The following is a 14260-nucleotide window of genomic DNA, read 5'->3' as shown; positions in this document are numbered from 1 at the left end:
CGCCATCATAACTGCTCAAGAGCTTCATAAACAATCGCTCATTCCTCCATTGCATACACAAATCCATGATCTAGGATTATTTGGACGATTCGCATACTCCAACCGTGATACGTTGATAAACAAATGAGACTATCTCACTGTTCAAAAGTTCATCAAACCGATTGTGAAAAGACCGCAGCAGCAAGGCCGCAGTGGATTTGTTGATGCCGTAGTGGATTCGTTTGTTGACGCGCGACGCGTCTTTCTCATTCATTTTTTTCTCTTATTGCATGCTTCGCAAATCCTCCCATAAAGAAGACTGCCGAAGGCTTCCGCTCCTGGGTTAGTAGGTGGCAAAAAAATGAGGGCACCTCATCTAGGCACCCTCTTGTTTATTCCGTATTGTATGTCTACATTTAGAATCTGAAATATTGCTTCTCATTATAATTAAGATACGTTACGGACAATTTCGTCATGGTGTTTTTGATCTCCAAGACAAAGGATCCGCCACGGCGGACCCTTCTGCTGTTTTATTGAACTATCGCGCGTTAGATCCACTCCAACGATCACGGTGCATCACAGATTGTCGTCTGTTAACACGTAAAGAAATGTATGTGGACCTAGACGAGGATTATTTTAACAAACAGAAACAGCAATCTATTGTAATGTACGCGGTTCGACGACTAGAAAACTTAGGTTATTCTGTAACTATTGCAGAAGTCTCTTAATTCATTAATATACCAATATTCCTTATTTCGGGTGCTGTGACTTTCTCGAATAAGTTGGCTAAACTGTATGTACCTTATCTCACTATTGTGAAGTCTTCCTCACCCTCACTAATAGGCAGATCAATTATAGTCGTTTTCTTTACAGATGCCCGTTTCAATGACTGCATGCAATTGACCAGAAGAGAAATTTGCAACTCTTCCCCTTGTATTTCTACTTCCACACTTCCATCTTTTAAATTTTTTACCCATCCCGTTAATTTCATTCTTTGAGCAATACAATATATTTCCAAGCGGAAACCTACGTTTTGTACCCTTCCAGAAAAAGTAATCTTTTTTCTGACTATAGTGCTTGATACAAGTTTTGGAAACTTAATGCGATTTGCATGCCAAATGACATATTCATCTCTTAATTTCTTGAAAACATTCATTCTTTCATGTACTCCTTTTTATGGCTGTTTTATTTTTCGGATTGCTTAACACTCTTCAACTAAGTTGCCCTTTAGTTTAAGTAGATACTAAGCCTCGGCCGGTCTACTCCTTGTTTGATTGATACTCTAGCTTGTAAACAATTTCCCCATCTATCACTCGACCATCTGCTTCAAAACCTAATTTTTCATATAAATGCTTTGCCCAAGTATTATCTGGTTCAAAGCTTATATAAATTACCTGATGCTCTTTATCTTTTTTAATCCTGCCAATAAGTTTCTCCATTGCAGCTTTCCCATAGCCTTTTGACTGATATTTAGCATCTATCATTAAACGATAAATCCAATATTCATTATCCTCTATATCGATACAATACATCGTGAATCCCACTAAAACGTCATCGTGATATATAGACAAGCAAATACACTCTGGAAATGCCTTTGCCTGTGCAATAGAAAACAAATTAGTCGCTACAAACTTTTTTTGTTCATCTATCACACCCAACTTAATAACATCAAAAAAATTATTTCTATCTATCTCCCTAAATGCTATCATAACTACTCCCTCCCTAAATAATTATTTATCCCTTTATTATTACTTACTTATGATACGGTTCCCTTCGATTGATCTTAAACAATCCTGTAAAAAGCCCATTAATATTCCTGCGAATTTAGACTTAATAGAAAGTTTTAATAACACTCTATCAGCACGATTAGATATTTGAGTTGGAAACTGTCAATTACTCTCTAATGCTACTATGATCACAATTAGTTCCTTCGTTGTAAAGCCCTTCGGGTCAACTCTTTGATTCAACTATCGAAATTATTTTAAAATGTTCTACTACAATTATTGTTTCGTCTGTTAAACATAAACCTTCATTTAACATAGATTGTTCCCAGCAATTATTATGATCTTTATAAAATTCTTGTATGGAAGTATAATTTTCTCCCTGTGCTATTCTGTCATCCACTAATCCATATGGAATCTCATAGTTCTCTGTGATTTCTATTGTACATTTATAATTTCCTCTTCTATCGAATACAGCTACTAAATCACCAACATTAGTTGGCTCTTCTTCTGGATCGTCATAATACCAGATCTTTGGTGTACAAGTAACTGTTTTCACCTCTGAAATAACCTCATTTAAAAGTCTATCGTCATTCTCGTCCTTACCCCAAAATACTAATTTTTTCATTTCTCTTCTCCTCATATCCCAAATACAATAATTACTTCGCTTTACAAATTTCCAAAAAACACATTTTTCACTTCCGCTTTTGCTTCGGGCGAACCGAGTAGCCGTCAGACGTCGATGCATAAAAATGGTGTTATCCGATGCTACTCCTTCATTCTTCATATATAAGGTTTTCACCCTCATGAATTGCTACAACGGACGTGCCTTCTGTGTTTATAAAGTTTAATGTTACTTCACCAAACTTGTGTGGATGGTATTTCTCAGGTTCTTTCTTGGACTTCTCAATCATTAATTCAAAATTTTCATCTATGGGCAAACCTCTAAGTTGCAGTAGATATATCGTATGTAAGGATATGTGCGCTATTGGTATCTTTAACCCACTTCACTTTTGAGCCAAGCATCTCACTAACAAAACGTAGCGGAACATAAGTAACTCCATCTTTGATATTCGGACTAGTATCAAGTGAATATGTTTTCTCATTAACCTTAATTTGATTAGATCCAGACTTCATCATAATATAGATGTTATCTTTCGTTATCTCTATAATAAATTCGGCAGGCATCCATTTAACCACGGCACCTAGCTCTTCAAAAACTCCTCTTAACGGAATAAGCATACGACCATCTTGGATAATTGGTTTAGCTGATAACGATAACGGATTACCATTAATATATACGTGTATGCTTTCACTATTGTTTTCGTAAATTAAATGATGGTTTACACCGAAAAAAATAATGTAATTAAAAACAACTTGAGTATGGTTTTCATTTTTTAAATCCTTTGAATTAGTAGTTTCGGATAACGTCTCCGTGTTCACGACGTCCTACCACCTAAAGCCCCATAGGAGCGTCCTCGATTCGTTTGGGTGGTAGGATGTCTCCTGGCCTGGAACCACTTACTTCCAGGACCGAGGCAGCTTGTCTGTCGATGCGAGAACAGAATGTTACCAGATGTCAAATATCTTCTTGAACTACTTACTTTACCTCCTATTTTTTCTTTCTTGATATTCCATAATCGCTGAAACTAATAATTCCTTATTGAAATCTGGCCATAAAGTTTCCGTAAACCAAAGTTCAGATCGTTCTGACTGCCACAATAAAAAATTGCTTAATCTTTTCTCTCCGCTTGTTCTAATTATTAAATCCGGAGTCGGACATCCTTTCGTGTATAAATAAGATTCAAAAAGTTCTTCAGTTACTTCACTTCGATTATGATTATCATTTATGCAGTTCTGAATTGCTTGAATAATATCTGCTCTCCCGCCATAGTTCATTGCAAAATTAATGATCATCCCAGTATTCATTTGGGTCATTTCTTTACTTTCTTCCATAATATTTTGAATGGATTTTGGAAATTTAGTAATATCACCAATATATCGAATTTGAATATTCTCTCTTTGGAGTTCATCAAGTATTTCGCCTTAAAAAAAGAGCTTTGGTAGGTTTATCAAATAATTCACTTCTTCTTCAGGCCTAGTCCAATTTTCTGTAGAAAAAGCGTAAAGCGTGAGATATTTAATTCTCAGTTGGTGACAATTCCGAATAATCTCACGCATTGTCGTCATTCCTGCATAATGACCTGAGGTTCTTGGTAATCCTCTCTTCTTTGCCCACCTCCCATTGCCATCCATCATAATCGCAATATGGTCTGGTACAATATAATTTAACTCCTGTCCAGAGTTAGTTTCAGTTTTTTTAAATAACATCTTGAATCGCCTCCAAATTACTGCAAATGATTTTTAAAACAGTAATTTATAAATTACATACCCTATAATCAATATTAAAATTAAAGTTCCAGTGCCTTTCCATCCCAAACCGCCAACTAAATCAGCTAAATTTCCATATTCAGCACGATTTACTCCATCATTAAACGCACCAAAAGGGTTATTTTTTAATTCTTCTTGTCTTAAACGTTCTCTTTTTTTTTCAGGTGTTTCTGTTTGAGAATCCATTTAACCACCTCCTGATAAAAACCTGCCCTTTTCTTCACCAATTGCTCTATATTCAATGGATTCTAACTATTCTCATGTTCAATCAATTGACATTCATTTAAGCAATGATATGAATTTTATGGTCTTCGACTGCTCTTAGAGATAACTCCATATAAATCAGTCCTTTGATCGAAGAGTCTTTGCTTTCGCCCTTACAATATTTACTAAGGACTTAGCCTCGCAGGGTTGTTCTTTAATTATTCGGTACTTTTCAGAGGTTGACACTCGTAGATACTTCAAATCATTATTGATTTGTATCGTTGCTGATAGACAGTAACTCAAGCTTAATTTTGTCCGTCACTTGTTCATCTTGCTTATTCCGAGGATCTAATACGATTTTATCAGCAATAATAATTAATCCCTGATCATAATAAACATTCTTATCGAATACTTCCATAATAACTCTCAGTGGCACAAAAATACGGTCATTTTTCTTCTCGATCGTTGTATTCATTACATCTTTAAATCCATTGATTGAAATATTAGATTTATTTTCATTAAATACAATCTTTTGATTACGATATTGAATAGTAACCTCATACTTTTTTTGATCATAGTTAACTTGGGCACCAAACGCACTTGATATAAAACGTAGTGGCACCATCGTTTTACCATCCCTGACATACGGGGTGATGTTAGTGTCCGCATAATCTATCGTTGTTTTTGTTCCTTTGACAAGAACAGTGGCGTGTCCAACCGAAAGCACGACAGCATTCCGAATGACATCATTCACCATGGAATCAGTCACTATTGGCTGCTGAACTTTGTTTTGACATGGACTACCCTTGTACAACTCCATGTACCTAACTATAATGTCGAGTGCATCTTGCCTAATATCCATATGCAAATTCTGATCAGTAAGAATTTGTTCTATATAATTCCAACTGCACATCATATCTTGTTGGGATAAGGCAATCGTATACACAAGTGCAACAGTCATACTATCTGGTATATCCTTCCTAGCTTGAGATAACCAATTCACATCTGGATCCATATAATGATCCAGGACCCTCATATATCCAAGAACAAAAACCTCATCCGCCCTAAGTGCCCCTATATCTAACGAATCGAAAGTCATTCCATATACTTGAATCGCATACTCGTCTGTAAAGTTTCTTTCGTTCCATATTTGATCGGAATATAATGCATTAATAACTGCTGCTCTCTCGTCTAATGGGGAATCTTTCGCTGATAAGAAATCTGCAACTTTCTCACTTAATCCGTTGTTTTTGGACTCTGTAACCATCTTTACGTCAAGGTACGCTTGATAAATAGCAGTAGAAGTAATAGGTGAGTCAGCATACACGATGCCTTGTTGACTTACAAAGAAGATACATAAAAGGAGTAATAGTTTCGATTGAAACAATTTACGAATTTTCACCGATTTGTTCATTAACCTTTCCTCCTTGTGCTTAATGAAATAGTATATTCTATGATTTGTGCTAAGCATCTTAAGTGACCGCAGGGAACGGGTCTTCAGACTTAGCTGATTGAATGTGTCGCCTGAACATACTTCTTGGAAATCCTTCTTAGCGATCAAGGGCGAATGCCCGAAGTAGGAATGCTGTGTTAGCAGATGTCAGTACCTTCTTCGAATAACGTTCGATGGCTGTTTATATTTGTTTGGTCAAAATTACTTCAAGAGGCTCGTTCTCTTGTAACAAACATCCAACATCACGATATCCAAGCTTCCTATAAAAGTGCTGTGCTCCTTCATTAGATTGAGTAGACGTCATAACGGTTGTAAATCCTCTTTCGCTCATTAATTCTTCCCAATAAAGTACTACTTCCTTGCCAAAACTTTGTCCTCTATATCCTTCATCAATCCATATCATATTCATAAAGGGAGTATTATCCCAAAAGTATCCATACCTCATCCAACCAATTTCTTGGCTCTCATCTCTAAGTATAAATATCTCTTTTTCGTTAATTTTTGATCTGATCAGTGTTTCGACTATATGCTTATCTCTTTCTAAAATGTACATATAATCTGTATCTTTTGCAAAATCAATCTTCATAGCTAACCCTCCGATTTTTTTTCTGAGCTTTCTTCCTTCTTGATGATAATCTGTACTGATTTCTGCTAATGTTTCCGCATCTGCGACCCGGATTTAGATAGCTCTTATCTTAGGTAGGGTCGTGTGTTGTCTGAGCTACTCCTAAGTTTATACACCAACAACCTAGGGGGCGAATGCCCCACAGCTCAGATGCTTTGTTAGGTGATGTCAGTTGACCTCTTCGATTAATCCCAATCCCTCTGTGACTACTCTTAGGAAATATTCTTTATGCTCTGGGTGACATGCAATTAAATATGGCTCTTCATTCATTCCATTAAAGGGGTTGCCTTCAAAATCTATGACAATCCCTCCTGCTTCTTTAACCATTAATATCCCAGAGTATAAATCATCTCCCTCGGAGTTATATAATACAATTCCATCTATATCTCCTTTAGCCAACATGCACCATTGCAACGTTGGAGCCCATAATCTTATCATTCTTTTAAAATGAAGGTCTAAATGCTGGCGCAATTTGACAGCATTCTCATCGTTCTGTACCTTATGACCCTGAATCCAAGCAATTGTACCTTTTTTTATCTCCTCTTTCTTCTTAACTTGCAACTGTTCATTATTACAGAATGATCCTTCTTCTTTACTGGTTATATAGAGTCGGTTTACTAGCGGTTCATAAACGACACCTAGAACCGGTTCTGATCTATACATCAATGTTATCGATGTTGAAAAAATCGGCAGACCAATCGCGAAATTATTCGTTCCATCCAATGGGTCAATCATCCAAAGCCAGTCACTTGTTTTGCCGTTATTGCCACTCTCTTCACTATCGATTTGATGTTCTGGAAACACATCCATGATTTCATCCAATATAATTTTCTCTGCTTTATGGTCAACATCAGTAACAATATCACCATAAATATCCTTTTCCTGTAGATCAATACCTTTATCAAAGTAATCTTTTGCTACTTGACCAGCTTTCAATATTGCTGTAATTGAGATCTTTTTTGCAACTCGTATGATATCTTCTTCCATGATTCACCTCAACAATAAATTTTACAACTGATTTCACCAAACGTTTCCGTGTTCACGACGTCCCACCACCTTAAGGTCAGTAGGACCGGCCGCGATGCGGTTAGGTAGTTTATGCGATGCTTCCGACTTCTTGATATGCTTACAATACGCTTTATACGTTCTTAAATTTGTGCTTTAAAAAGCTTTTTCAAATCTTATTACCGTTCTCAAAATCCAATTTTAATAATGACAAGTTCTTAACCTATTAATTTCCCCACTCTTCTAATGATAATTTTTCGGTCACACCTTTCAGTTCTTCAGGTGCATTAACAAAACACATTAATTCTAAGCTATTTCCGTCTGGATCATTAAAATATACCGACGCATTTTCTTGATATGGGCGAATAAAGGGTTCTATACTTTTCCTCGTTCCAAAAGGAACAGGCTTTATATTAATTGAAGATAACCATTCTAAACTCTTTTTAAGATCTTCAAAAGATACTCTAAAAGCTATGTGTCTTAAGGAAGGATGGTACGGTGTTTTATATTCATCTCCTTCCCACAACCCCAACCAACTTCTGCCTTCTTCAATCCAAAAAAAAGCCGTTTCTTCATCACGCCATGCTAATTTCAATCCTAATTTATTATAGAAATCTATTGAAATCCCCAGGTTTTTAACAGGTAAATGTGCCTCATATAAACCTATTATCATAATTACCACTCCTTGGTGTAAAAATATATTGCTACTAGTACTTCGAAAGTAATTGATTTCATGTATTTATGAGAATCTTTAATATGTTCTTCACACTTCAGTAGTTTCGCATAATATTATTGTGTTCCTGAACCTGAAAGGCTTAAAGGAGCGTATCCACTTAGCCTTGCAGGGTTGTCTTCCTGATTCCACTTCCTCGGAATTCCTCGGGCAGACCAAGGAGCGTCAGCGTCGATGCTGAAAAACATTGTTATGCGTAGTACCCTCTTCTTGAATATCCACTCAAAAGGTTTAGTTGCCTCCTAATAATTCTAATGCTTTTCTGTATTTCTCAAGTCTTTTATAATCAATTTCTGTCGGTTCTTTAATTCTTGTAAGATTCATATTTTCTTTAATATCAGCTATCTTTACATTTCTTGAGATTCGATTTTTAATAGTCTTTTCAATAAATTTTTCATAACTATCTTTTTCTGATCTCGTTAATAAATGAATTGCTTCGATTATCTCTTCAGAAAAGCCTTGCTCCCTTAATTGTTCAAATGTTACCTGAGTATCTTCAATTACATCATGTAATACTGCCACAATCTTCTCTTCAATTGTTTCTACCCTGTTCATAACTGCGATTGGATGTAATATATATGGATTTCCGCCTTTATCATGTTGCCCCTTATGTGCCTTTAAGGCTATTAATATTGCTAACTCAATATCATCCAAGCTGATCATCTCCGATCTTGGGTTTAATTACACTCAGGGTATTACACATAACGTTTCCGTGTTCACGACGTCCTTTCCCCTTAGATAGCTCTTATCTTAGGGCGATGGATATGTCTGGTTGAACAAGCTTCTCTACTACTGAATGACTTCATATGAATCCGCTTCTTCCACTTCGGTCCAGACCAAGGGCGAATGCCCGCTGTGTGAAAACATTGTTCGATGATGCTTGCAGACTTCTTTGAATTAACTTACATAATCTTTTTGGCTACAAAGGTTATACAATCAGTTGTCAGTTTTACGGGTTTTCCATTCCTGTCAATGTCATATTCTAATTGCTTTACAAATCGCTTTTGAATTTCCCATGTAGCATACTGATGATCTAATAATTCCAACATTCTTTCTTTAGTTATGTTCACTTCAAACATTGGATCCAACTCTAGTCCATTTTCGAGATTTACTTCTTGTATATTTGATCCGATTATTATGCAGTTGGATCCATTTCTTTTCGTTCCAAAAGTCATTTCATTAAGTTTTCTTTCCAATGCTCTTTCCGAACTTACATGTTCTAAGGCAGATACAGCTACAATAACGTCATATTCTTCTTGTTCGATATTAAATTGTTCAATATCTGATAGTCTTGTTACAATTTATTGTTCGACCCCAGATTTCTGACTATAATCATGTAATTTATCTATAGCGGACTCCAATAAATCAACGCAAACTACTTTTCCATTTCTATTCTTCATTGATTCGGCTATGGGAATGCTATTCCTACCAACCCCAGATCCTAAATCAAGAACACTTAAGTATTCTTTATCTTTATATTCTTCTAAAAGATCGATTACCGTTTTTACTGGTTTATGCAGCCAAGTGCCTGGCTCAAATAAACTATAATTATTGTAACAAAAGTCATGATATTTCTTCTCTTCTTTCCTTATATTTGCTACTCTGTTCATACCCTCACCTCAAGCTTTCTGCAAGTTTCATCTAACGTTTGGTATTCCTGATGTTTAAGCAGCTTAAGTGACCATAGGGAATGGGTCGTCAGACTTAGCTGGTTAAATGTGCGCCTGATTCTACTTCTCTGAAAATCACCTTGGCGACCAAGGTGCGAATGCGACGATGTAGGAATGTTTTGTTATCAGAAGTGATTTCCTTCTTGAATTAGCGAAAAAATGACTTATATATTCTTAATGCGTTTTAGTATCAATTGAGCGGTTTCATTAACTTCTTCAAGCTCTTCACCACTAGTTGGATCATACACTATTCTTGTTAGTTCGCCTTTAAATTCAATAATTAAATGTTCTGATAACTCTTCAACAAAATATCTTAAGCACCATTCTTTCCATATATCATCTTTGGCACTTAAAACCTCTTTAACGTGTGGAATTGTTTCTTCTGGGTATCTGAGTAATAATTTAGCTATCTCTGTAGATATGGGCCAATTTATATCTTGAAGCCATTCTAGTAGGTTTGGGATCAGTATAATAACATTTGAATATTCCAACTTATTCAATTCAGTTACACTATCAAAATCATGTTTGTCTTTGGGTAAATAAATTCTTAAATTCTCCATGAATACCCCCAAATAGGTTCATCTTTTATATGTTTAATAAAACTTTGCAATCATTTCTGATAACGTTTGTGCATTACTGACGTTCAAGCGGCTTAAGTGATCGTAGGGAACGGGTCACCTGATTTCACTTCTCCGAAAATCATCTTGGTGACCGAGGAGTGAACGCGACGATGTAGGAATGTCTAGCTGATGTCTGTCACTTCTTTGAGATACAATCAGCAGCTTTTAATATTTATATAACCCCGAATATTTTTAAAGCGTACGAAATACCACCTTCACTTGCTCTTCTTGTAACAAAGTTCGCTTTCTTTTTTAATAGATTCTCACCATTTCCCATTGCAATTCCCAAGCCAACATACTCCAACATATCTAAGTCGTTTCCTCCGTCACCGAAAGCAATAGCTTCAAATTTGTCAATTTCTAAATAATCAAGAACCTTTTTAATCGCTGTTGACTTGGAAACTTCCGCTTCTTCAAGCACATTCATGACATATCTGTGAAACCTCACGAACCTGAGCTTGGGGAAGTTAACAATATATTTTTGAGCTTCGCTGCCGTCTGCATACAGGCACATGCAATAAACTTCCTCTGCCGTAGAACTCATTTTTGGGGGATATTGAGTAATACTTAACGTCTCTTTCAGTGCCTCCATGACTCGTTTATTATCTGAGCCAATTCCGTTCATCGCGAATGCCTCCGTAAAATAAGAAACGCTATGTCCGTTTAATTCAGCAAATGCCGTGACGTCTCGAAGGGTTTCTGTCGAAAGCGCTGATTTATAAATAACGTTTCCATCACATTTTATAAGTGCACCGTTTGCAGAAATAATTGTGTCAATACCCATTAACACCAACTCTTCACACAAACTGTACGGTCTCCCTGTCGCAACCACAACTTTTATTCCTTTGTTAATCAACAGATTAATTGCTTCTTTCGTACTTTGCGGTATGCTCCTATCAATCTCACTTAATAGGGTACCGTCAACATCGAAAAATACAACCTTGTACATAATATATTGATCCTCTCTCTAACTTTATTACTTGAATGTTAACTGTTCACAAGACATAAACGCAATTAGTATGTTCGTAGTTCACATGATCCTGACCGATTTCTGCTAACGTTGCGCATTCCTGACGTCCAAGCAGCTTAAGGACCGTAGGTCCGGGTGGCTCTGCCACTTAGCCGGTTGGATGTGTCGACTGAAAACACTACTCAGAAAATCTTCCCGGCGACCAAGGAACGTTAGCGACGTAGCAAGAATGTTGTGTTATACGATGTTGGCGTCTTCTTTGATTTACAATAATATATCGTGAGGTAAACAAGCATGTACTCCTTTGACTCCATTAACAATTTGAGTGATTCGTAAATCAATAATGGAACTTCCTAATGCGATAGCTTCTACCCTATTCAATCCATATTGTTCTCCAATTAGATCTAACATTTGATCCAAAGCTTGAACAGTCGCCTTATTCAAATCTTCATCAAAACCAAACGTAAGCCATCCCGAAGGTGTGTTAGCTCGAGGCAGAGAAATCACCATATCTTCAAGTACCTCGATTGTTACATCTACTAATTCCATTGGACATTCAATTGCCTGACAACTCACTTCTCCATCCCCTTGCATTGCATGCCCTTCTCCTATTACGAGATATGCCCCATCAACAGATATTGGCAGATACAAGGTACTACCTTTCACTATTTCCTTACAATCTATATTACCACCACAAAATCTAGGAGGCCAAGTGGAATGATCTCCACTTTGTTCCGGTGGCATCCCGACTACACCCATAAAGGGCTTTAATGGAACTGTAAAATCACGTTCATTAATATGACATGAACCCTTCATCATCTGATTATCAAGTTTCCAATCAAGTATAATTTCTTTATAATCTAACAAAAATAATTGTTCATTTTGCCAATTTGGATACTCTCCTGCTGCAGTAAAGCCATATTGGCCAGGTTTTATTTCATTAAAATGTATTTTAATCGTCATCCCCTTTTTAGCTTCTTCAATAAAGATAGGACCAACTAACGCATGGCCTGAGCCTTTTCTTGCAAAAGGCTTAATACGTTCCTTGTAACTTTTACCTGTCCCCCACCCAGCATCAAGTGTTTCAAAACGAAGGGTGTCCCCTGACTTAATTGAAACACATGGCTTAACTTCTGTTGTTAATAAGCCAATCAAGGATTCATTACTTAATTGGATATTATATACTGCCATGATTACACCTCCAATTATTCGCTTTTACGCCAATTTCTTATAACGTTTAGAGGTTCACGACGAAAACCCACCTGCTTCTTGCTCTTGCTTTCATCAGGTGGGTTTCTGTGTTAGTGTAATTGCTTCTCCCAATCAAGGGCGTATGCCCGCAGCGTGAAGCTTTTGTTAGACCAAGTCCCTTGAATTATCTTCACAAGCCTTATCTATTAATATTTCTTTATAAGTTTTTACAATGAAAATTAAAATAGAAAGGTTTTCTTCCACATTTCCAGTTTCTAATCCATGATCTGCATTTGGTATTTCAATAATTCTTTGACTACTTTCTATTTGTCTTACACTTTCAACTATAAATAAGGGATCTTTACTACCAAATATCACAATTCCATTTGTAGTATTAATGAATTCAATTGTTTCAACCAATGGTGTCAGAAATATATGGTTTATTTGAACTTGCAATCTTCTATGAACTTCACCAGCTATAATGGTACCTAAGCTTTTACTAATAAAAATGACTTGATCATAATTGTTAGCAATTATTTTAATTGATTCAAAACATTCATCTATTACTTTAGGTAAATCATTAAGATCAAGACTCATTCTTGCGGCTTGATACCCGTACTCTAAAATTAATAAATCATAGTCAAGTTGAAGTGCAGTATTACCAGCATAATAAAGAAGTGGAAGTTCACAGGAATAGTTTCTACCTGGGAAAAGTACGACTAACTTTCTATTTCGTTCTTGAACTGAGATATGTTTTTGGTTTAATTCAGTTCCCCAAAACGAGGGGACACGAATTAGTTCAAATTTCATTTTACATCATCCTTCCAATCTTCAAGTGATTTCGTCTAACGTTTGGCATTCCTGTCGTTCATTCAGCTTAAGGACCGTAGGTATGGGTCGTCAGACTTCGCTGGTTGAATGTATCGCCTGAATATACTTCTTAGAAATCCTTCTTAGCGATCAAGGGCGAATGCCCGCAGTAGGAATGCTGTGTTATCGGATGTCAGTCTCTACTCTGAATCTCAATCATTCATTATCTATATATCCAAAGTTCTATGACATAATTTGACCTTGGTAGATATGTTGCTTCTACTTCTTTATCAAGATCTTCTTCTGGGATGATATATGTACTTTTGAGTTCAATATTATTAACTTCAAATGTTTCAAAAAGACTACGTGCAGTGACATGGCCGCTTGAAAATCCTTTTACTGTTTTATAATCTTTTGAAAAATAAGCTCCAATATCCAAATAACTAGTAGCCCAAATGTAACTAAAAAACACTACCATTCCGATCCCACCTAAAAAAGTAAAAGCTCTAATAAAATATCTTTTCAGTTTCTTCTCTATTGTCTCTAACTTGTTAAACAGACTTAAAGTAGTTAATAATATACCAATCAGTAAAATATATATACCAAATAATAACCAGAATAAAAAATGATTAATACAAAATATACTAATAAAAAACGGAAAAATAAGCAGTCCCCAAAGGAAGTTCTTTAATAGATTATTCACTATAGATCTCCGATCTTTTTGTGATTTTTGCATTTACACTGATTTCCAATAACGTTGCGCATTCCTGACGTTCAAGCGGCTTAAGTGACCAATGGGAACGGGTCGTCAGACTTAGCTGGTTGAATGGGTCGCCTGAATTAACTTCACTGATATCCCTCATAGCGATCAAGAGCGAATGCCCGCAG

Annotated in this window: 16 protein-coding genes and 2 pseudogenes; 1 reads left to right on the top strand and 17 read right to left on the bottom strand. The window is 36.2% G+C overall.

What is annotated here, in order from left to right:
* The first annotated feature begins 410 nt into the window (after positions 1-410).
* A complete protein-coding gene (locus ACP8HI_RS04705; protein ID WP_438349973.1) occupies positions 411-707 on the top strand; it encodes a hypothetical protein in 297 nt (98 codons plus the stop codon).
* Positions 708-781: 74 nt separating this feature from the next.
* Here the strand turns inward: ACP8HI_RS04705 and ACP8HI_RS04700 are convergent, their stop codons facing one another.
* The 17 genes and pseudogenes from ACP8HI_RS04700 to ACP8HI_RS04620 all read right to left on the bottom strand — a co-directional run bounded on the left by ACP8HI_RS04700 (position 782) and on the right by ACP8HI_RS04620 (position 14108).
* Positions 782-1135, bottom strand: coding sequence for an acylphosphatase (locus ACP8HI_RS04700; RefSeq protein ID WP_438349972.1), 354 nt, complete (start codon positions 1133-1135; stop codon positions 782-784).
* Between the two features lie 103 nt (positions 1136-1238).
* Positions 1239-1688, bottom strand: coding sequence for a GNAT family N-acetyltransferase (locus ACP8HI_RS04695; RefSeq protein ID WP_438349971.1), 450 nt, complete (start codon positions 1686-1688; stop codon positions 1239-1241).
* Between the two features lie 241 nt (positions 1689-1929).
* Positions 1930-2328 (bottom strand): ASCH domain-containing protein, encoded by a 399-nt coding sequence (locus ACP8HI_RS04690; protein ID WP_438349970.1) that lies wholly within the window; start codon positions 2326-2328, stop codon positions 1930-1932.
* A gap of 317 nt (positions 2329-2645) precedes the next feature.
* A complete protein-coding gene (locus tag ACP8HI_RS04685; RefSeq protein ID WP_438349969.1) occupies positions 2646-3143 on the bottom strand; it encodes a copper amine oxidase N-terminal domain-containing protein in 498 nt (165 codons plus the stop codon).
* A gap of 162 nt (positions 3144-3305) precedes the next feature.
* A pseudogene (locus ACP8HI_RS04680) lies at positions 3306-4031 on the bottom strand (isoprenyl transferase).
* 33 nt (positions 4032-4064) lie between these two features.
* The gene (locus tag ACP8HI_RS04675) at positions 4065-4277 is read right to left on the bottom strand and encodes a DUF6366 family protein (protein ID WP_438349968.1); all 213 of its coding nucleotides are present in this window, start codon (positions 4275-4277) and stop codon (positions 4065-4067) included.
* Between the two features lie 283 nt (positions 4278-4560).
* Entirely contained in the window at positions 4561-5709 is a 1149-nt protein-coding gene (locus ACP8HI_RS04670) for a copper amine oxidase N-terminal domain-containing protein (RefSeq protein WP_438349967.1), read from the bottom strand.
* Between the two features lie 220 nt (positions 5710-5929).
* On the bottom strand, positions 5930-6334 hold the full coding sequence (locus ACP8HI_RS04665) for a GNAT family N-acetyltransferase (RefSeq protein WP_438349966.1): 405 nt from the start codon (positions 6332-6334) through the stop codon (positions 5930-5932).
* Between the two features lie 207 nt (positions 6335-6541).
* Positions 6542-7360: an inositol monophosphatase family protein gene (locus ACP8HI_RS04660; protein WP_438349965.1), complete on the bottom strand. Its 819-nt coding sequence runs from the start codon at positions 7358-7360 to the stop codon at positions 6542-6544.
* A gap of 244 nt (positions 7361-7604) precedes the next feature.
* Positions 7605-8051, bottom strand: coding sequence for a VOC family protein (locus ACP8HI_RS04655; RefSeq protein ID WP_438349964.1), 447 nt, complete (start codon positions 8049-8051; stop codon positions 7605-7607).
* A gap of 291 nt (positions 8052-8342) precedes the next feature.
* Positions 8343-8765 carry an HD domain-containing protein gene (locus ACP8HI_RS04650; protein WP_438349963.1) on the bottom strand — a complete coding sequence of 141 codons (423 nt, stop codon included), beginning with the start codon at positions 8763-8765 and terminating at the stop codon, positions 8343-8345.
* Between the two features lie 248 nt (positions 8766-9013).
* A pseudogene (locus ACP8HI_RS04645) lies at positions 9014-9721 on the bottom strand (class I SAM-dependent methyltransferase).
* 224 nt (positions 9722-9945) lie between these two features.
* Positions 9946-10341, bottom strand: a complete 396-nt coding sequence (locus tag ACP8HI_RS04640; protein ID WP_438349962.1) for a DUF5071 domain-containing protein — start codon at positions 10339-10341, stop codon at positions 9946-9948.
* A gap of 232 nt (positions 10342-10573) precedes the next feature.
* Positions 10574-11350, bottom strand: a complete 777-nt coding sequence (locus ACP8HI_RS04635) for a Cof-type HAD-IIB family hydrolase (protein ID WP_438349961.1) — start codon at positions 11348-11350, stop codon at positions 10574-10576.
* Positions 11351-11635: 285 nt separating this feature from the next.
* On the bottom strand, positions 11636-12562 hold the full coding sequence (locus ACP8HI_RS04630; protein WP_438349960.1) for an acetamidase/formamidase family protein: 927 nt from the start codon (positions 12560-12562) through the stop codon (positions 11636-11638).
* 165 nt (positions 12563-12727) lie between these two features.
* The gene (locus ACP8HI_RS04625; protein WP_438349959.1) at positions 12728-13372 is read right to left on the bottom strand and encodes an alpha/beta hydrolase; all 645 of its coding nucleotides are present in this window, start codon (positions 13370-13372) and stop codon (positions 12728-12730) included.
* A gap of 223 nt (positions 13373-13595) precedes the next feature.
* Positions 13596-14108: a hypothetical protein gene (locus ACP8HI_RS04620; protein ID WP_438349958.1), complete on the bottom strand. Its 513-nt coding sequence runs from the start codon at positions 14106-14108 to the stop codon at positions 13596-13598.
* Between the last annotated feature and the right edge of the window lie 152 nt (positions 14109-14260).

Origin of the sequence: Paenibacillus sp. FA6 (assembly GCF_051550225.1) — a bacterium.
Lineage (GTDB): Bacteria > Bacillota > Bacilli > Paenibacillales > Paenibacillaceae > Paenibacillus_AQ.
Note: the sequence above shows the minus strand (reverse complement) of the source record. Positions and strands in the feature narration are given on the sequence as shown.